The sequence below is a fragment of the Streptomyces sp. NPDC000404 genome (assembly GCF_040300365.1).
Classification (GTDB): domain Bacteria; phylum Actinomycetota; class Actinomycetes; order Streptomycetales; family Streptomycetaceae; genus Streptomyces; species Streptomyces ramulosus.
The window spans coordinates 82,465-101,212 of record NZ_JBEPDN010000016.1 but is presented as its reverse complement, the minus strand read 5'-3'; the positions used below and the strand labels follow the sequence as shown (position 1 = coordinate 101,212).

At 75.6% G+C, this 18,748-nt stretch carries 14 protein-coding genes and 1 pseudogene; 5 read left to right on the top strand and 10 right to left on the bottom strand.

Translation table 11 applies throughout. The annotated features are described in order from the left end of the window. Positions 1-345: 345 nt before the first annotated feature. Positions 346-1,563, top strand: a pseudogene (locus ABT345_RS28120) (MDR family MFS transporter); the annotation flags it as partial. A gap of 3 nt (positions 1,564-1,566) precedes the next feature. Here ABT345_RS28120 and ABT345_RS33285 read toward each other — a convergent pair. The 3 genes from ABT345_RS33285 to mshA all read right to left on the bottom strand — a co-directional run bounded on the left by ABT345_RS33285 (position 1,567) and on the right by mshA (position 6,041). Then, positions 1,567-3,279, bottom strand: coding sequence for a glycoside hydrolase family 55 protein (locus ABT345_RS33285; protein ID WP_386459428.1), 1,713 nt, complete (start codon positions 3,277-3,279; stop codon positions 1,567-1,569). A gap of 811 nt (positions 3,280-4,090) precedes the next feature. Beyond that, complete coding sequence (locus ABT345_RS28110) at positions 4,091-4,636, bottom strand: type III secretion system chaperone family protein (protein ID WP_345079109.1); 546 nt, start codon at positions 4,634-4,636, stop codon at positions 4,091-4,093. Then, positions 4,629-6,041 carry a D-inositol-3-phosphate glycosyltransferase gene (gene mshA, locus ABT345_RS28105; RefSeq protein WP_345079106.1) on the bottom strand — a complete coding sequence of 471 codons (1,413 nt, stop codon included), beginning with the start codon at positions 6,039-6,041 and terminating at the stop codon, positions 4,629-4,631. The genes ABT345_RS28110 and mshA overlap by 8 nt, the downstream gene beginning before the upstream one ends. A 194-nt stretch (positions 6,042-6,235) precedes the next feature. Between mshA and ABT345_RS28100 the strand changes: the two genes are divergently transcribed. Continuing rightward, positions 6,236-7,051, top strand: a complete 816-nt coding sequence (locus ABT345_RS28100) for a class I SAM-dependent methyltransferase (protein WP_345079103.1) — start codon at positions 6,236-6,238, stop codon at positions 7,049-7,051. Between the two features lie 75 nt (positions 7,052-7,126). Here ABT345_RS28100 and ABT345_RS28095 read toward each other — a convergent pair whose 3' ends face one another. Beyond that, the gene (locus ABT345_RS28095; protein ID WP_345079100.1) at positions 7,127-7,993 is read right to left on the bottom strand and encodes a helix-turn-helix transcriptional regulator; all 867 of its coding nucleotides are present in this window, start codon (positions 7,991-7,993) and stop codon (positions 7,127-7,129) included. A gap of 205 nt (positions 7,994-8,198) precedes the next feature. Here ABT345_RS28095 and ABT345_RS28090 point away from each other — a divergent pair, with 205 nt between their 5' ends. Further along, positions 8,199-9,206 (top strand): aldo/keto reductase, encoded by a 1,008-nt coding sequence (locus ABT345_RS28090; protein WP_345079097.1) that lies wholly within the window; start codon positions 8,199-8,201, stop codon positions 9,204-9,206. A gap of 40 nt (positions 9,207-9,246) precedes the next feature. Here ABT345_RS28090 and ABT345_RS28085 read toward each other — a convergent pair whose 3' ends face one another. Then, positions 9,247-9,972: an SDR family oxidoreductase gene (locus ABT345_RS28085; protein WP_345079094.1), complete on the bottom strand. Its 726-nt coding sequence runs from the start codon at positions 9,970-9,972 to the stop codon at positions 9,247-9,249. Between the two features lie 147 nt (positions 9,973-10,119). Between ABT345_RS28085 and ABT345_RS28080 the strand changes: the two genes are divergently transcribed. Both ABT345_RS28080 and ABT345_RS28075 read left to right on the top strand, forming a co-directional pair. Then, positions 10,120-10,968 carry a LysR family transcriptional regulator gene (locus ABT345_RS28080; RefSeq protein WP_345079091.1) on the top strand — a complete coding sequence of 283 codons (849 nt, stop codon included), beginning with the start codon at positions 10,120-10,122 and terminating at the stop codon, positions 10,966-10,968. 285 nt (positions 10,969-11,253) lie between these two features. Next, on the top strand, positions 11,254-11,841 hold the full coding sequence (locus tag ABT345_RS28075; RefSeq protein WP_345079088.1) for an RICIN domain-containing protein: 588 nt from the start codon (positions 11,254-11,256) through the stop codon (positions 11,839-11,841). Between the two features lie 156 nt (positions 11,842-11,997). Here the strand turns inward: ABT345_RS28075 and ABT345_RS28070 are convergent, their stop codons facing one another. The 5 genes from ABT345_RS28070 to ABT345_RS28050 all read right to left on the bottom strand — a co-directional run bounded on the left by ABT345_RS28070 (position 11,998) and on the right by ABT345_RS28050 (position 18,698). After that, complete coding sequence (locus tag ABT345_RS28070; protein ID WP_345079872.1) at positions 11,998-12,462, bottom strand: NUDIX hydrolase; 465 nt, start codon at positions 12,460-12,462, stop codon at positions 11,998-12,000. 53 nt (positions 12,463-12,515) lie between these two features. Continuing rightward, entirely contained in the window at positions 12,516-13,733 is a 1,218-nt protein-coding gene (locus tag ABT345_RS28065; protein WP_386459421.1) for a CHAD domain-containing protein, read from the bottom strand. Next, positions 13,717-16,011, bottom strand: coding sequence for an RNA degradosome polyphosphate kinase (locus tag ABT345_RS28060; protein ID WP_345079085.1), 2,295 nt, complete (start codon positions 16,009-16,011; stop codon positions 13,717-13,719). Before ABT345_RS28060 ends, ABT345_RS28065 begins: the two co-directional genes overlap by 17 nt. A 609-nt stretch (positions 16,012-16,620) precedes the next feature. Then, on the bottom strand, positions 16,621-17,637 hold the full coding sequence (locus ABT345_RS28055; RefSeq protein WP_345079082.1) for an ABC-2 membrane transporter-related protein: 1,017 nt from the start codon (positions 17,635-17,637) through the stop codon (positions 16,621-16,623). Further along, positions 17,634-18,698: an ATP-binding cassette domain-containing protein gene (locus tag ABT345_RS28050; RefSeq protein ID WP_345079079.1), complete on the bottom strand. Its 1,065-nt coding sequence runs from the start codon at positions 18,696-18,698 to the stop codon at positions 17,634-17,636. Before ABT345_RS28050 ends, ABT345_RS28055 begins: the two co-directional genes overlap by 4 nt. Between the last annotated feature and the right edge of the window lie 50 nt (positions 18,699-18,748).

Genomic DNA, 18,748 nt, shown 5'->3' with positions numbered 1-18,748 from the left:
GGCCGGGCCGGGCGGGGAGCGGCACCCGGGGCGGCCGCCGGGCCGAAGCCGCAGGTGGGCGTGGGGGCGGGCGGGCGTGGCCGGTGCGGGCGGCGGGGGACGGGTGCCCCGGCCGCGCGGTGTCTTCCGCCGGCCCGGGGGCCCGGCGCGGGGCGGGTGCGCCGGGGGCGCGTGGCCGGTGGTGCCCGCCCCCGGGACGTTTGACGGTTCCCGTCAATTCGATGGCCGCGGCGTCGGGGCGCTCAGTAGTTTTCCGGTCGGTGGCGGTGCCCGGTGGGGGCGCCGCCGGTCCGGTCGGGTGCCGTGCGCGGTGCCGTCGTCCGCTCATCGTCGGGGGAAAATGACATGCCCGCAGCATCGCGGTTCGCCAGGGCTCTGCCCGCGAGTTTCTCCGGTCTGCCGGCCGCGTTCTGGTGGTTGTGGACCAGCACCCTGGTCAACCGCCTGGGCGGGTTCGTCTCCACGTTTTTGGCCCTCTACCTGACCGTCGAGCGCGGCTACTCCGCCTCGTACGCCGGGTTGGTCGGGGCGCTCTACGGGCTCGGCGGGGTGGTGGGTTCCGTCGGGTCGGGGGTGCTGACGGACCGGGTCGGGCGGCGGCCGACGATGCTGCTGTCGCAGCTGGCGACCGCCGGGTCGGTGGCGACGCTCGGGTTCATGACGCATCCGGTGGCCATCGCGGCGGTGGCGGGTGTCGTCGGCGCCGCCTCCAGCGCCTCGCGGCCCGCCGTGCAGGCGATGATGGCGGACATCGTCGCGCCCGAGGACCGCACCCGCGCCTTCGCGCTCAACTACTGGGCGATCAACATCGGCTTCGCCGTCTCCTCGACGGCCGCCGGGCTGATCGCGGAGCACGGCTATCTGCTGCTCTTCCTCGGCGAGGCGACGCTGGTGCTGGTCTGCGCGCTGGTGGTGTTCCGCAAGCTGCCGGAGTCCCGTCCGCAGGCGGCGGAGGCGGACGGCGGGGAGCGGGCGGCGCCCGCGCGGGTGTCGATGCTGACGGTGGCGCGCGACGGCCGCTTCATGACGGTCGTCGGGCTCAACCTCCTCCTCGCGCTCCTCTTCCAGCAGGCGTATGTGTCGCTGCCGGTGTCGATGGGCCTCGACGGGTTCGGCAGCGGCGACTTCGGACTGGTCATCGCGGTGAACGGCGCGCTGATCGTGCTGCTCCAGATACCGGTCACCCGCTTCATCGAGCACCGCAGCCCCACCGCGCTGCTGATCGGCTCCGCGCTGCTGGCCGGGTACGGCTTCGGGCTCACCGCGGTCGGCGGTTCGGTCGCGGTGTACGCGGTGACCGTCGCCGTCTGGACGCTCGGCGAGATCGTCAACTCCCCCACCCAGATGGGGCTGGTGGTCCGCCTCTCGCCCACCCACGCCCGCGGTCGCTACCAGGGGATGTACGCCATGTCGTGGTCGGTCGCCTCGCTGGCCGCGCCGCTGGTCGGCGGCACCGTCATCGACCACTACGGGCCGCAGGTGCTGTGGGCGGACTGCGCCGTCGTCGGCACCGTCGCGGCGGTCGGCTACGCGCTGCTGCTGCGCCGTCTGCCGGGCACCGGCGCCTCACGGCCGCAGCGCGCGCTGGGCGTCGTAAAGGTTGGGCGGAAAGACCGTGCCCGGGTGTCCGTACCGCTCGGCGCGGGTGCGCAGCGGTCCGGTGAAGTCGGGGGTGTCGATCTGGCCGAACGGGCGGACCTCGCTGATCGCGACGGTCGCGCTGTACGGGGCGATGTCGTCGAGCCGTACGCAGCCGGCGCGGTGGTTGGTGACGGTGATGTTCCAGTGGGTGAAGCGGGCGCCGTAGAGCGGTCCGGCGCTGCCGTCGCCGCCGTGTGCGCCGTCGTTGGTGAGGGTGATGTCCGTCCGGACGTTGGCGAACGGCAGTCCGCGGTGGGTGTCGAAGGTGCCCATCGCCATCCGGCCCCGTGACCAGACGTTGTGGCTGGACAGCCCCTCGACGTTGATGCCGTGCAGTTGGGTGCCGGGCGGCGCCGGGACGGTGCGGCGGTCGAGGGTGAAGTCCTCGACGAGGTTGTCGTGCGAGCCCTCGCGGCAGCAGTACGGGTGGTGGCTGCCGCGCCCGGAGACGCGGGTGCGGCGCAGCGTGCACGCCTTGGCGGCGACGAGCAGGAAGCCGTTGTCGACGTGGCGGACGTGGACGTCGTCGACCCAGCAGTCCCAGGCGCACTGGAGGGCGACGCCGTTGTAGCCCTTGTCGAGGAGGTGCGGGGACTGCGGTGTCTCGGTCATCTCCAGGGTGAGCGCCTCGACCCCGGCGCCGGTCAGCGGCCTGATGTGGGTGGTGAGGCGGGGGCGGAAGGCGGGGCGGGTGTCGAGCGGCAGCGGACGGTCGAGGGTGATGCGGCGGCGCCGGGGGTCGACGGCGGTGATCCGGCAGGGCCACTCGTAGGGGACGTACGAGGTGAGCTTGGTCTTGTCGTCCCAGGAGTAGTCCGCGGCGCCCGGGATGTCGCCGCTCATATGGCGTAGCAGGGTGTGGTCGGCGTCGTCGGAGAGCTGGAGCAGGACGCGGGCGCCGGGGCGCAGGGCGGTGGTGTCGGCGACGGTGAGGGTGCTCTCGCCGCGGCGGGCGGGGCGGATGGTGGTGAGGGTGCGCCAGGCGTCGCGGCGGTTGCCGGTCCAGCCCTCGAACGGCCACTCCCGTGCCGTGATCGCCTCCGTCAGGGACTCCCAACGTGCCTGCGGGCAGAGCCAGACGAGGCCGCCCGCCCAGGACCAGCTGGATTTGTCGCCGCCGTAGCGGCTGCCGTACGGGCCGATGAGGTCGGTGAGGCTGCGGGTGGCGTACAGCGTGGTGCGGCCGCTGCCCGCGCCGCGCAGCACGACGTCGTCGTGACCGATGCGGATGACGGAGTCGATGCGGTAGGTGCCCGGCGGGAGGTACACGGTGCCGCCGCCGCGCCGTCCGGCGTCCCGCAGCGCGCGGTTGAGGGCCGGGGCGGCGTCCGCCGAGCCGTCGGGGCGGGCGCCGTAATCCCGGACCGCGTCGGCCACCACGGGTCGCCGGGGCACCTCGGCGCCGCCGCGGTATCCGGCGCGGCCCACGTAGGGGATCTGCGGGTGGGTGAAGGGGCTGCGGGCGAACTCCCGCCAGAGCGCGGCCGTGGGGGCGCGGGCATCGGCCGGTTCCGCGGACGGCGGCCGTCCGGTGGCCGGTCCGGGCCGGGGTGCGGCGGTCGCGCTGCCGGGCGGCAGGGCCGCCGCCGCGGCGGCCCCGATCGCACCGCCGAGCAGCCCTCGCCTCGTGGTCACCATGCGTCCCGCCCTCCCACGTATACGTATGTGATCGGTGTTCAGGTTGCTGACGGCGTGAGGATGCCACGGGTCGCGGACGGGCGGAAGAGGTCCGGACAACCTCGGCGTTCGGGTCCGGAGGCGTGCTGTCGGGGTGGCCGCGCCCCCGATACGGGTGTCAGCCCCCTCGCGCCCGGCCCGGCGGGTCCACGATGCTGAACACGGGGTCCGCGGCAGCGCGGCGGTCGCCCGGTGGATCGCGTACGGAGGACGGGGGGCGCGGGCGCCGGTGCCGCGCCGGGGCGCGGGCGCGACGCGAGGTACGGCACCGGGCGCCGGAGCGCCCTTCGGGGAACGGCCGTACACGGAGGCGGAGGGAGACGGCAGGGATGGATTCGGCGGAGCAGCGGGTGATCCGGCGGGCGGCGACGGTGGCCGCCGCGGTCATGACGGCCAGTCTGATCGTGGGGGTGGTCTGCGGGACCGGCGGCACGGGCAGACCGGGGGGACGCCCCGGGCCCGGCGGGTCCGGCGAGCCGGTGGCGACGGTGCATTCCACGGGCTCGATGAAGCCGGTGGGTTCGATGAAGCCGGTGGGTTCGGCGGGTACGGCCGGCCGCGGCGCACCGGCGGCCGGCGCACGGGCGCGGACACCGGACGCCGAGTCCTTACGCCTCACGGCGGGCGGCGGCCCGGCGGGTGGACGGCCCCCGGTGGGCGCGAGGGACGCCTTCGGGGGTGCGGCGGGGCCGGGCGTCCGCAACGGCGGGGCGCAGGCGGGCGATTCCAGGGGCGCGCGGCCGGATGCCGGGGAGGGGCTCCCTCCCCGGTCTCACTCCTCCCCCGCTCCCCGCGTCAGATGACCGAACGCCTCAAGGTTCCGCGTCGACTCGCCGCGGGCGACCCGCCAGGCGTACTCCTTGCGGATCGCCGTGGCGAAGCCCATCTCCAGCAGGGTGTTGAAGCTGCCGTCGGCGTTCTCCAGGACGGTGCCGAGGATGCGGTCCAGCTCCTCCTCGGTGACGGCGGTGAGCGGGAACTTCCCGACGAGGTAGACGTCGCCGAGCTGGTCGATCGCGTAACTCACGCCGTAGAGGCGGGTGTTGCGCTCCAGGAGCCAGCGGTGGACGGCCTCGTGGTTCTCGTCGGGGCGCCGGACGACGAAGGCGTTGACGGAGAGGGAGTGGCGGCCGACGACGAGGGAGCAGGTGGTGGCGAGCTTGCGGGTGCCGGGCAGCGTGACGACGTAGCGGCCGGGGGCGGGGGACTCCCACTCCAGCCCGGCCTCGCCGAGCGTGCGCTCGATCACCGCGGCGGCGGCCGTCCCGGCACCCCGGTCCGTCCGCCCGCTCTGCACCTCAGTCGCCTCGTCAGCCATGGGGTGATCGTAGGTGACGGCGCCTTTCCTGCAGTGCGGCGGCGTAGACGTCGCCGGTGGCGGCTGCCGCGGTGTCCCAGCCGAAGGACTGGGCGTGCCGGGCTGCCGCGGCGCCCATCCGGGCGGGCAGCGCCGGATCGGTGACGAAGCGGTCCAGGGCGCGGGCGTAGTCGGCCGGGTCGTGGCCGGGGACGAGCTGACCGGTCACGCCGTCGCGGACGGCCACCGGCAGACCGCCGACCTCGGCGGCGATCACCGGGGTGCCGCACGCCTGCGCCTCGATCGCGACGAGCCCGAAGGATTCGCTGTACGAGGGCATGACCAGCACGGATGCGGCGCGGTACCAGTCGGCGAGCTGCTGCTGGCCGACCGGCGGGCGGAAGCGGACGACGTCGGCGATACCGAGCAGGGCGGCGAGTTTCTGGAGCTCCTCGGGCTTGGCCAGGCCGCTGCCGCTGGGGCCGCCGACCACCGGGACGACGAGCCGGGAGCGCAGCTCGGGCCGCTGTTCCAGGAGGACGGCGACGGCCCGCAGCAGCACGTCGGGGGCCTTGAGGGGCTGTATGCGCCCGGCGAAGAGCGGGATCAGCGCGTCCTGCGGCAGGCCGAGGCGGTCGCGGGCGGCGGCGCGGCCGGCGGCGACGGAGGCGTCCGCGCCGGGGCCGGTCAGGGTGACGGGGGTGGCGCCGGGGCCGAGGGGGCGGAAGCGGTCGAGGTTGACGCCGGGGTGGACGACGGCGACCCGGGCGGGGTCGGCGTCGTAGTGGCGGACCAGCTCGTCGCCCTCCTCGGCGGTGTTGGCTATGAGGCGGTCGGCGGCGCGGACGATCTGGGTCTCGCCGATGACGCGGGCGGCGGGCTCGGGGGTGTCGCCCGCGGCGAGCGAGGCGTTCTTGACCTTGGCCATGGTGTGCATGGCGTGGACGAGCGGGACGCCCCAGCGTTCGGCGGCGAGCCAGCCGACGTGGCCGGAGAGCCAGTAGTGGGCGTGGACGAGGTCGTAGTGGCCGGGGCGGTGGCCCGCCCAGGCCTGCATCACGCCGTGGGTGAAGGCGCAGAGCTGGGCGGGCAGCTCCTCCTTGGCGAGCCCTTCGTACGGCCCGGCGTCGACGTGACGGACGAGGACGCCGGGGGCCAGCTCCACGGCGGGCGGGAGGGTGGCGGTGGTGGCGCGGGTGAAGATCTCCACCTCGATGTTGATCGCGGCGAGCTTCCGGGCCAGTTCGACGATGTAGACGTTCATGCCGCCGGCGTCGCCGGTGCCGGGCTGGTGGAGCGGGGAGGTGTGGACGCTGAGCATCGCCACCCGGCGGGGGCGGCGGCCGGCTCCGGGGAGCCGCAGCCGGGGCGGGCCCGGGTGCTGGCCGAGGGGACGGCTGCGGAGCCGGGACACGTAATGGCTCACTGCGAGCTACCTCTCTCCTGTGGCGGGCTGCGCGCCTCCGGCCTGGTGTAACAACGCGGGCGCGGCTTCCATTTCCCCCGGACCGCCCGCGTTCTGACCGTTATCGATCCGTTACCCTTCGCGGCGGGGTGCCGACTGGACGTGATCACCGCAGCTCGGAAGGGATCCGCCCCGAGGCCGCTTAGGCTCGTCGTATGCCCCGCCGCTCCGCCGCCCCGTCCGCCCGTCCCGTCGGGAACGCCACCCGGGGCACCACCAACCCGAACCGGCTGCGCCGGATGGACCGCTGGATCGCCGCCGAGCACGGGGCGGCGCTGCGGCGCAGCGGGGACCCGGTCGCCGTCGATCTCGGCTACGGGGCGGCGCCCTGGACGGCGCTGGAGCTGCTGACGCGGCTGCGGACGGCCCGGCCGGACGCGCGGGTGGTCGGGGTGGAGATAGATCCGGAGCGGGTGGCGGCGGCCCGGCCGTTCGAGCGGCCCGGGCTGGAGTTCCGGCACGGCGGGTTCGAGGTGCCGCTGCCCGGCGCCCCGGGGCGGGCGCCGGCGTTGATCCGGGCGGCGAACGTGCTGCGGCAGTACGACGAGGACGAGGTCGCGGCGGTCTGGCGGCGGCTCTGCGCGCGGCTGGCGCCGGACGGGCTGCTGGTCGAGGGCACCTGCGACGAGATCGGGCGCCGCCATGTGTGGGTGGCGCTGGGGCCCGAGGGGCCGCGCACGGTGACCTTCGCGGCCCGGCTCGCCTCCCTGGACACCCCGTCCGACCTGGCCGAACGGCTGCCGAAGGCGTTGATCCACCGCAATGTTCCGGGTGAACCGATACATGCCTTCCTCCGCGATTTCGACCGCGCCTGGGCGGCGGCCGCCCCGCTCGGCGCGCTGGGCGCCCGGCAGCGCTGGCTGGCCGCGACCCGTGCGCTGGCCGCCGACTGGCCGCTGACCGGCGACCCGCGCCGCCGCCGTCAGGGCGAGGTCACGGTGGAGTGGGCGGCGGTGGCGCCCCGGGGGTGAGGCCCGGCGGGGGCGTTCACCGCGTACGGGCCGGGCCCGGCGGGCCGCCACGGCCCGCGCGCACCGGCCGGGCCCTCACGCCGCCGGCACCCGCTCCCCCGCCACCCTCCGCGCCAGCTCCCGCAGCCGGGTTTCCGTCCGGGAGCCTTCCGGGGCGCTGTAGGTCACCAAGGTCTGGTCGTCGTCCTCCGCGGCGAGGCGGAGGCTCTCGAAGGTGAGGTCCATGGCGCCGACCCAGGGGTGGACGATGCGTTTGACGCCGTAGCGGCATTCGCTGACCGCCTGGGCCTCCCAGGCGGTGCGGAACTCCGGGCTGCGGTCGAGGAGTTCACCGACGACCGCGGCGATCCGGGCATCGCCCGGGCAGCGGCCGCTCTCGGCGCGCAGGGTGCCGACCACCTGCTCGGCGACGCGTTCCCAGTCCGGGTGGAGGGTGCGGGCGGCCGGGTCGAGGAAGACCAGCAGCGCGGAGTTGCGGCGGTCGGGGGCGACGGATTCGAGGTCGAAGGCGATCCGGCCGCCCAGCGCGTTCCAGGCGAGGAGGTCCAGGCCGCGGCCGACGACCATCGCCGGAACCGCGCCGTCCATCGCGTGCAGCAGCTGCCGCACCTCGGGCCGTACGGTCCGGCCGGGTGCACCCGGGCCCGTCGGTGCGCGGCGGCCGCGGGAGGCGAGGTTGCGCAGATACGTCGCCTCCCCGCCGGTCAGCCGCAGCGCCCCGGCGAGGGCGTCGAGGACCCCGTCGGAGACCGCGGGGGCGCGGCCCTGCTCGATACGGGTGTAGTAGTCGACGCTGATGCCGGCGAGGCCGGCGACCTCCTCGCGGCGCAGACCGCGCACCCGGCGGCGGTGCAGCCCGCCGGGCAGCCCGAGGGCGTCCGGATCGAGCGCCGCGCGGCGGGCCTTGAGGAACGAGCTGATCTCGGCTTCGGCAGACGGCATCCGCCCAGTATGCGGCGGGGCCCGCTCGGGTGGTTCTGCCGGACCCAGGATGCGGCGGGTCTGGTGGCGCGCGGGCGCGGACCGCAGGCTGAGGTCGTCCGCCGCCGGACCCGCGGGGCCGGCGGGCAGGGCTCGGGGGTGTCTTCCCGATCTTCGTGGGGCCGTGACGCGGCACCCACCCCACTCTCCCCAGGAGGAACAGCAGATGAGGCACAGGACGCTCGGCGGCACCGGGATTTCAGTGAGCGAGTTCGCGCTGGGCGCGATGATGCTCAGCCCCATGGGCGGCACCGACCCCGACGAGGGCGTGCGGGCCGTCCAGCGGGCGCTGGAGGCCGGCATCAACTTCGTGGACACCGCCGACATGTACGCGGCGGGCGAGTCGGAGCGGATCGTCGGCCGGGCGCTCAAGGGCCGCCGCGACGAGGTGGTGCTGGCGACCAAGTTCCACCAGCCGATGGGCGACGACCCCAACCAGCGGGGCGGCTCCCGGCGTTGGATCGTCCGCGCGGTCGAGGACAGCCTGCGGCGGCTGGACACCGACCGCATCGACCTCTACCAGATGCACCGCCCCGACCCGGCCACCGATCTGGACGAGACGCTCGGCGCGCTGTCGGACCTCGTCCGGGCGGGAAAGGTGCTGGCGGTGGGGAGTTCGACGTTCCCCGCCGAGCAGATCGTCGAGGCGCAGTGGGTCTCCGAGCGGCGCGGCCACGTCCGCTTCCGCACCGAGCAGCCGCCGTACTCGATCCTGAACCGCGGCGTGGAGGCGGCGGTGCTGCCGACCGCCCAGCGGTACGGGATGGGCGTGCTGACCTGGGGTCCGCTGGGCGCCGGCTGGCTGTCCGGGCGGGATCTGTCGGTGAGTTCGCGGGCGTCGCTGGAGACGCAGAAGTTCGACCTGTCGCTGCCGGGCAACGCCCGCAAGGCCGAGGCGGTGGCGGAGTTGAAGCAGGTGGCGGCGGAGGCGGGGATGACGCTGCCGCATCTGGCGACGGCGTTCGTCCGCGCGCACCCGGCGGTGACGTCCGTGATCATCGGGCCGCGCACCCTCGACCAGCTGAACGGCCTGCTGGCGGGCGCGGACGTGACGCTGGGCGCGGACCTCCTGGACCGCATCGACGCCATCGTCCCGCCTGGCTGCGACCTCAACCCCGCCGACAACTACTACGTCGCCCCGGCGGTGGCGGACGCGGCGCTGCGGCGGCGGTGACCCGTCGCGGCCCGCGGCGTCGCGGGGGCCGGCGGCCGGGTCACCACGGCACCGGGCCCGCGTCCTCGAAGAAGCCGCCGGTCGGGCCGTCATCCGGCAGCGTCGCCAGCCGGATCGCAGCCGCCGCGCCCTGCTGCGGGGTCCGGGTGCCGCTAAAACCGTTGAGATCGGTCGCGCAATACCCCGGGCAGACCGCATTGACCAGGATGTTCGTCTCGCGCAGCTCCTTGGCGTACTGGACGGTGACGGCGTTGAGGAAGGTCTTCGACGGCGCGTAGGCGACGGCGATCGGGCCCGTGTCGGTGCCGGGGGTGGTCTGCCGGGTGAGGGAGCCGGTGCCGCTGGAGACGTTCACGATCCGCGGCGACGGGGAGCGGCGCAGCAGCGGCAGCAGCGCGTTGGTGACGCGGATGACGCCGATGACGTTGGTCTCCACCACCGCCCGGACCGTCGCCGGGTCGACCGTGGTGGGCGACTGCGGCACGGCCCCGGTGATCCCGGCGTTGTTGACGAGGACGTCGAGGCGTCCGGCGCGGTCCTCGACCGTCCGGGCCGCCGCGCGCACGCTCGCGTCGTCGGTCACGTCGAGCGGCACGCCGAACGCGTCGGCCCCGGACTCCCGCAGCCGCGCCACGGCGGCCGCGCGCCGCTCCGCGTCCCGGGCGCCGATCCCGACCCGCCAGCCGAGGGCACCCAGTCCGGCGGCGATCTCGTATCCGATGCCCTTGTTCGCGCCGGTCACCAGCGCGGTGGTCTGTTCGCTCATACCGCCGATCCTGGGCGGGGCCGGTGGCGGGCGGCCAACACCGATGCGGTGGGCGGCGATACCGCACGGGTATCGCCGCTGGTGGGGCGGTGGATCCGGCGCGGGCGGCGCGACCCGCGGCCTGGCGGGGCCCGTAGCCTGGCGAGCGTGGAGACAAGGGAGTTGCGGTACTTCGTGGCCGTCGCCGAGGAGTTGCACTTCGGGCGGGCCGCACAGCGGCTCGGGATCGCGCAGCCGCCGCTGTCCCGGGCGATCCGCCATCTCGAACGGCGCCTCGGGGCGGCGCTGCTGACCCGCACCAGCCGCGCGGTGGCGCTGACGGACGCCGGGGCGGTGCTCCTGCGGGAGGCGCGGGCGGCGCTCGACGCGGTCGAGGCCGCCGAACGCCGCACCCGCCGGGCCGCGCGCGCCGCGCCCGGCCGGCCGGGCGTGGCCCTCGCCACGAAGGCCGGTGCCTCCGGCGCGCTGCTGGCCAGGCTGCTCGACGCGTACGCCGCCGAGCCCGATGCGGTCGCCGTCGATCTGCTGCTGTGCGGCATCGGCGAGCAGGAACGCATGCTGCGCGACGGGCGGGCCGACGTGGCGCTGCTGCACCTGCCGTACGACGGCACCGCCGGCCTGGACACGGAGGAGCTGTGCACCGAGGGCCAGGTGGTGGTGCTGCCGGCCGGGCATCCGCTCACCGACCGCTCCGAGGTGCAAACGGCCGAGGTCAGCGAGCTGCCCGGCCTTCCGCTGCCCCGCTGGCCGGGCCCGGACGGCAGCTATCCGGACGGGCCCGGTCCGCAGGCCCGGGACCATACGCAGCTGTTCCAGCTGATCGCGCTCGGCCGCACCTGCTGGATCGCGCCGGAGTCCTGCCGCGATCAGCTCCGCGAGGATCTCGCCACCGTGCCGGTTCCGGACGCGCCGCCGGTCACGACGGTGATCGCCTGGCCGCCCCACAGCCGTTCCCGGGCCGTCGCCGCGCTGGTCCGGGCCGCGACCCGCGTCTGACCGCAGACGCGGCACACGGACGGCCGGGGCTCCCCGGAGGCGCCCCGGCGGGGCCGGGCGGGAGCAAGGCCGGCACGGGACCCGCGCGGGAGCAGGACCGACACGGGCGGCCTTTTTCGAATTCCTCCGCCGGAATTCGAACTCCTTTCACCCGCCCGACCCGCCGTCCCGGCTCCGCCCGCCCCGGCGCGGAATTCCGCACTAGATTCGTCCGGCGCCCGGATTCCGGGAATTGCCGGAGCAGAATTCCGGGCGCGCCGTGAATTCCGCACCCGGGAGAGAACGTTGACCCTGCCGCTTCGACCGCGCCCCGACCGCCCGACCGCCGCCCACCCGGCGCCCCGGCCTCGCGCATCCCGCACCACCGTCCGCGCCGCCGCCCTCGGGGCGGTCGCCGTGCTGTCCGCCGCGGTGCCCGCCACCGGCGCCGCGGCCACCCCGCCGGCAGACGCCGCGCCGCTCGCCGACGGCGTCTACACCCTGGGCCAGCGCGGACAGCGGGTGACCCAGCCGGCGCCGGACGCCGATGCGCACGTCACGCTGGAGCCGCCCGCGGCGCAGCCGAACGCGCAGCGGTGGGAGGTCCGCTGCGACGACGGCGGCGACTGCACGCTCCGCAATGTGCGCAGCGGCACGTTCCTCGGCCACCGCGGCGGGCCGGGCGCCCATGAGCCGGCGGTGGCACGGACCGCACCGGCGGCCTGGCATCTCGACCCGGCGGGCGCGCCCGGCACCTACCGGCTGCTCGCCGCCGAGGACCGCAATTACGCGCTGGACATCTCGCCGCTGCTCATTTATCCGCCCCGGCTCGACCTGAACAAGGCGGGCGGGAACAGCAGCCAGGTGTGGGAGATCCGGCCGGCGCATTCCTGAGCGGGGAGCGGGAATTTCCGGTCCCGGGATACGGAACGGGCGGTGCGGCCGGAGCCGGCCGCACCCGCGCGCATACGGGGCCGGGCGTACGCGTACGGGCACACGCCGTCGGCACCGGGAGGCGCCCGGAAACTCAAGGGCGCACCCGCACGCCCCTCACCCCAGCGCCCCCGCCCCCCGCAACACCTCCAACAACGCATCCACCAACCCCCGGTCGCGTTCCTGGGTGACCCGGGCGCGGGCCGCTTGCGGGGGCAGCCACAGCAGTTGGTCGACCTCGCGGTTGGGGACGAAGCCGCCGCCGGTGGCCTCGGCGGCCCAGTAGCGGACCTCCTTGGGGCGGCCGTCGACGACGTAGTGGACGGTGGGCAGCCGGGGGCCGAGGTCGCAGGTCATGCCGGTCTCCTCGACCGTTTCGCGGACCGCCGCCGTCCGGAAGCTCTCGCCCCGCTTCAGCTTGCCCTTGGGGTGCGACCAGTCGCCGTACCGGGGCCGGCCGACGAGCGCGATCTCCAGCCCGTCGCCGTTGCCCGCCGGGCGCCACAGGACGCAGCCCGCGGCTCGGATCGGGCGCGCCCCCGGCTCGTCCGGGCCGCGCTTCGCCTCGCTCGCCGCCGCCATCTCGTCGCTCCTCCTGCCGGTCACGGGCCTCCTTCGGACGTCGTTGGCGGGCGTCAGCCCCAGCGGCTCTCGGGCGCGGGCCCGGGGAGCCACAGGCGGCTGAAGGCATGGCGGGCCGCGGCCACCTCGTGGCGCTGGTCGGCGTGGAGGACGCCGAGGGCGTACGCGGTGGCCGGGGCGATGCGGGGCGTGCGGGCGGCGGACGCCGCGGCGGACGCGGCCTCGGCGGCGTCGCGGTGGCGGCCCAGCGCCCGCCCGGCCTCCGCCAGCCGCGGATCGGCGCGGCCCGGCGCCACGACCTCCTGGGCGTAGCGGCTGAGCCGGACCAGCGTGCGCACCTGGTGCCAGGGGGTGTCCTGGCGGTGCTCGGCGGAGAGCGCGTCGGACGGGTAGGCGTGTCCGGCGCGTGCCGGTGGCAGCGCGGCGACGGCCTCGGCGAGGCGGCGGTGGGCGTTCTCGGCGAGCGGCAGGAGCGCCCCGGCGGCCGCCGCGGTGCCGGCCGCGCGGGCCGGCGGCGCCTCGGACGCCAGGACCGCCACCGCGTCCGCGAGCGCGTGGAAGCGGGCGGAGCCCAGCGCCTGGAGGGCGGCGGAGTGGGCGCGGCTGCGGGCCAGGGTGAGCTGCCGGTCGAGGAGGGCGGCGGCGCGCGCGGCGCCCGTCGACAGCAGCCCGTCGCCGTCCGGCCCGTCCGCCGCCTCGGCCGGCTCCGTACCGGCGTCGGCGCGGCCGCGCGCGGGTACGGCGCTCCGGGCGGCGGCCGTGCGCTCCCCGCGCCCGGTGGCGCGGCCGGCGGGCTGCGGCCGGTCGGTGCGGCCGGTGAGGCGCTGGAGGGCGCCCATCAGGCGGTCGCGGCGGTCGGCGAGGGCGTGCTCACGGGCGAGCGTGCCGGACAACCAGCCCAGTTCGGCGCGGAGTTGATCGGACCACGCCTCCTCGGTCAGCGGCCGGAAGGTGTGCAGGGTGGCGCTGATCCGGCGGGCGGCGCGGCGCAGCTGCCGGGCGGCCGCCTCGGCGCCGTCGGCGTCCGAACCGCTCTCGCGGTGCTGCCGCAGGCTGCGCAGGAAGTCCCCGGACCGGTCGTGGAGGTAGGCGGCGAGGGCCTGTCCGGCGGTGGCGCCGTCGCCCGGCGCCGCCTCGGGGACGCCGCCGTACGGGCCGGGCCCGTCCACCACCGCGGCCCGCGTGCCGCATCCCGGGCCGGGCTCGGGTCCGATGCCGATGCCGATGAGACCGCCCGGCCCCCCGGCCGGCAGGTCAGGTCGCTGGGCCACGCCGGCGCCTCCGCGCGTCAATGAGCATTTCCTGTACGTTGCGCAACGGCGTGCCGTCCGCGTCGACCGCGTTGCGGGTCCAGTCGCCGTCGGGGCCGAGATGCCAGGACGAGGTGGTGTCCGAAGTCCCGGTCTCCAGCAGTCTGTTGAGGGCGGCGCGGTGCGCGGGGTCGGTGACCCGCACCAGCGCCTCGATCCGCCGGTCGAGGTTACGGTGCATCATATCGGCGCTGCCCAGCCACACTTCGGGCTCGCCGCCGTTGCCGAAGGCGAAGACCCGGGAGTGTTCCAGGAAGCGGCCGAGGACGCTGCGGACCCGGATGTTCTCGCTCAGTCCCGGCACCCCGGGGCGCAGCGCGCAGATGCCGCGCACCCAGACGTCGACGGGTACGCCGGCCCGGGACGCGCGGTAGAGCGCGTCGATGACCGCCTCGTCGACGATGGAGTTGACCTTGATGCGGACGTAGGCGGGGCGCCCGGCGCGGTGGTGGGTGATCTCCTTGGCGATCCGCTGGAGCAGCCCGTCGCGCAGCGAGCGGGGGGCGACCAGCAGGCGGCGGTAGGTGCCGCGCCGGGAGTAGCCGCTGAGCCGGTTGAAGAGGTCGGAGAGGTCCGCGCCGACCTGCGGGTCGGCGGTGAGCAGGCCGAGGTCCTCGTAGAGCCGGGCGGTCTTGGGGTGGTAGTTGCCGGTGCCGACGTGGGCGTAGCGGCGGAGCGTCTCGCCTTCCTGGCGGACGACGAGCGACAGCTTGCAGTGCGTCTTGAGGCCGACGAGCCCGTAGACGACGTGGCAGCCGGCCTCCTCCAGCTTCCGCGCCCACTTGATGTTGGCCTGCTCGTCGAAGCGGGCCTTGATCTCGACGAGGACGAGGACCTGCTTGCCGGATTCGGCGGCATCGATCAGCGCGTCGACTATGGGCGAGTCGCCCGAGGTGCGGTAGAGCGTCTGCTTGATCGCCAGCACGTCCGGGTCGGCCGCCGCCTGTTCCAGGAACGCCTGGACGGAGGTGGAGAACGAGTCGTACGGATGGTGCAGCAGCACGTCGCGGGCGCGGACGGCGGCGAAGATGTCGGGCGCGGACGCGGACTCGACCTCGGCGAGGTCGCGGTGAGTCCCGGCGACGAACTTGGGGTACTTCAGCTCGGGCCGGTCCTGTGCGCCGATGCCGAAGAGCCCGGTGAGGTCGAGGGGGCCGGGCAGCGGGTAGACCTCGGCCTCGGAGATCTTCAGTTCCTGGACGAGCAGGTCGAGGACGGACGGGTCGATGGACTCCTCGACCTCCAGCCGCACCGGCGGCCCGAAGCGCCGCCGCATCAGCTCCTTCTCCAGCGCCTGCAGGAGGTTCTCCGCGTCGTCCTCCTCCACCTCCAGGTCCTCGTTGCGGGTGACCCGGAACATGTGGTGGGCGCGGACCTCCATCCCCGGGAACAGCTCCTCCAGGTGCGCGGCGATGACGTCCTCCAGCGGGACGTAGCGCTGCGGGGAGGCCTCCAGGAAGCGGGAGAGCAGCGGCGGGACCTTGACCCGCGCGAAGTGGTCGTGGCCGCTGACCGGGTTGCGGACGACGACGGCGAGGTTGAGCGAGAGGCCGGAGATGTACGGGAAGGGGTGTGCGGGGTCGACGGCCAGCGGGGTGAGGACGGGGAAGATCTGCTGGCGGAAGAGGGTGAACAGGCGGGCCTGTTCCTTCTCGGTCAGCTCGGGCCAGCGGATGAGGTGGATGCCGGCGTCGGCGAGGGCGGGGGCGACGTCCTGCTGGTAGCAGGCGGCGTGCCGGGCCATGAGTTCGCGCGAGCGGGTCCAGATGAGATCGAGGACCTCGCGGGGCTGGAGCCCGGAGGCGGAGCGGGTGGCGACGCCGGTGGCGATGCGGCGCTTGAGCCCGGCGACGCGGACCATGAAGAACTCGTCGAGGTTGGACGCGAAGATCGCCAGGAAGTTGGCGCGCTCCAGCAGCGGGGTGGCCGGGTCCTCGGCCAGCTCCAGCACCCGCTCGTTGAACGCCAGCCAGCTGCGCTCGCGGTCGAGGAAGCGTCCGGCGGGCAGCGCCTCGCCGTCCGTCCCGGGGGCGGCGTGCTCCTCGTAGGCGTCCGGATCGGAGTCCAGATCGGGCGCCAGCTCCGGGACGGACGGGGCGACCGCGTTCGGGCGGTGGGCCGCGATGGAACCGACCGACGGCTGGGCCGCGGGGCCCCGGTCCGGCGACGCCACGGCGGGCCGGGGCGGGGCCGCCCGCCCGGTCTCGGTGGGGACCTGAGCGCTCGGCTGCTGGTTCATGTCCCCATTCTTCCGCGCCTGGTGCGTTCCAGGCGCGTCGGACGGGTACGCGGCTGAGAGCCGTGGTGGGGGAACGTTCGGCACAGCGGGCTGCATTCACCGATGCTCGCAAGCGCGTCTGAATCACCGGTAACGCGAACGTGGCGACCAGGCAAGCGGGGCGCTACCGAGCGGGAACGGAGCGTGGGAAACAGGGGCGTACGGGGCCCGCCGGGGCGGCGGAATCCGGCCCGCGCGCGGGGCGCACGGGGCGCGCGGCACCGCGGCATGTTCCGGGGCGCCCGGAGCGGGGTGGAACGCCGCGGATACGGACGGTGGGATGCCCCGGGACGCGGGAACCCCGATGCCCCGGAATACGGCCCGAACGCGGTGGAACGTCCCGGAACACGCCTGGAACGCGGTGGAACAGCGTGGAACGCACCCGAACCCCGACGGCCCTGGAACGCGGCCGGAACGCCCTGGAACACCTCGGAACGCGGCCACGCCCGCCCGCCGGTACCCCTGGAACGCGGCCACGCCCGCCCGCCGCCGTCCCGGAACGCGCCGACGGCGTCCGTTCCACCCCCCAAAGGGCGGGAACGAACGCCGTCGCGTCGTGGAATGCGCAGCTCAGCCGAACTGGCGCCGCACGACCCGGTAGATCACCACCGTCACCAGCGCCGCCAGGGCGAGGGCGATGCCCGCCTCGATCCAGGCCATCGGCCAATGCTGGGATGCCGGGTGCTGGACGAGGTACGAGCCGTCGCCGACGTGGTGGGATTTGAGGCACTCGTCGATGCCCGGCCCGGCGGGGCAGGTGCCCTGCGGGAGGCGCTCGCCGCTGGTGGTGAGGCTGCCCTCGCCCAGGACCCAGGAGGTGTCCGGCACCCGGCCGCCGTGCGGGAAGTCCGTGATCACGGGCGGCAGCAGATGCCCCCTGACCAGCATGAAGGCAAGGGACAGCGCGCCGGAGACACCGAGGGTGACGACCATCGCCGCCACGGTCCGGCGGATCAGCAGCCCGACCAGCGCGCCGACCGCCAGCGCCAGCAGGCTCTGGGCGACGGGCACCGGCCCGAGCGCCTGGAACCCGGAGGCGGAGTACCAGTACGCGCCCAGCGTCTCCTGGCCGCCGGAGCGCCACATCCACAGGTAGCCCGCGGCCAGCCCGGCGGCGGCGACGGCCACCAGCGCGGCGGGCAGCGCCAGCTTTGCGGTCAGCCAGCGCAGCGGCCCGACGGACTGGGTCAGCGCGACCTTGTGGGTGCCGTTCTCCAGCTCCCGGGCGAGCAGCGGCGCACCGACGAACAGGCCGATCAGCGCGGGCAGCAGCACCAGCAGCAGCTGCGCCAGCCGGAAGGTCTTGCCGAACGCCGCCCGGAAGTCCTCCACCTGGCCCTGGAGGCCCTCGCAGCGCGGGTCGTTGGAGATCAGCGCACAGCCCGAGATGTCGTGCTGGGCGAGGTACCCGGACATCAGGCCGCCCTGCACCGCCATCGCGATGCCGCCGGCCACCAGCAGGCCGAGGAGGCCGAGCGCCATCCCCCGGTTCTGCCGCCACACCAGCCACAGCGGACCGCCCCGCCGGCTCGTCCCGGCGGTACGTCCCGCCGCCCCCGCCGTCCGGGGTTCCGTCGCCGTGCTCATACCGTCACTCCTTCGTTCCCGTGCAGTTCCCAGCCGTGTCCCGGGCGCGCCGCGCCGCCCTGCCGCCGTCCGCGCGGGATGCCGGACAGCAGCGGCCCGCCGGCCGCGGGGGACGCCGCACCGCCCCGGGGCGCGCCCGCGTTCCGCGGCAGCCCCGGAACGCCCGGCCGCTGCCAGAGCCGGGGGCCCGCCGGTGCGGCGCCGGACGCGGGGAGCGCGGGCGCCCCGGGCGAGCGCAGACACCCGAGCAGCAGCTCCTCCAGCGACGGTTCGGCCACCTCCCACGGCCCGTCGAGCGGCCCCTGCCGCCGTACCAGCGCGGTGTAGCGCCGCCCCGACCACTGCGTGTCGACGACCGGATGCGCGGCGAGCCGGGACGGCAGCGCCCCGGGCCGGTCGGCGGTGCCCAGCAGCAGCCCGTGCGCGGCGATCACGTCGTCCACCTCGCCCGCCAGCCGGACGCCGCCGTCGCCGAGCAGCAGCAGGTGGTCGCAGATCCCGTCCAGCTCGGCGAGGGCGTGCGAGGACAGCACGATCGTGGTGCCGTACACCGCCGCCTGCTCCATCAGCTGGGCGGCGACCTCGTGCCGGGACAGCGGGCCGAGTCCGGCGAACGGCTCGTCCAGCAGCAGCAGTTCGGGTCCCGTCGCGAGCGCCAGGGCCAGCGCGAAGCGGGCGTACCGCTCCGCCGGCAGCTCCCCGACCCGGGCCTGGAGCGGCACTCGTCCCGCCTCCAGCACGCGTGCGGCGCGCGCCGCCTGCCAGGGCCCGTCGTGCCGGGCGCGGGCGCGGCGCAGCGCCTCGGAAACGGTGCGCCAGGGCCGGCCGGCCCGCTCGCGGCCCAGGTACGCGACCCGCCCGCGGCCGGCCGCCGTCCTGGGGTCGGCGCCGAAGACGCGGACGGCGCCCTCGGTGGGACGCACGAGTCCGGCGGCCAGCGCGAGGAGGGTGCCGGTGCCCGGTCCGGCCAGGGCGCAGATGCGTCCGGCGGGCAGCCGGAACGTGCAGCCTCGCAGCTCACCGTGGCGCCGGTGGCGCCTGCCGAGGCCGGTGGCCTCCATCGCCGCACCCCTCGAAACGCCGCCGAGGGGGCCACTCGTCGCCCGTCGCA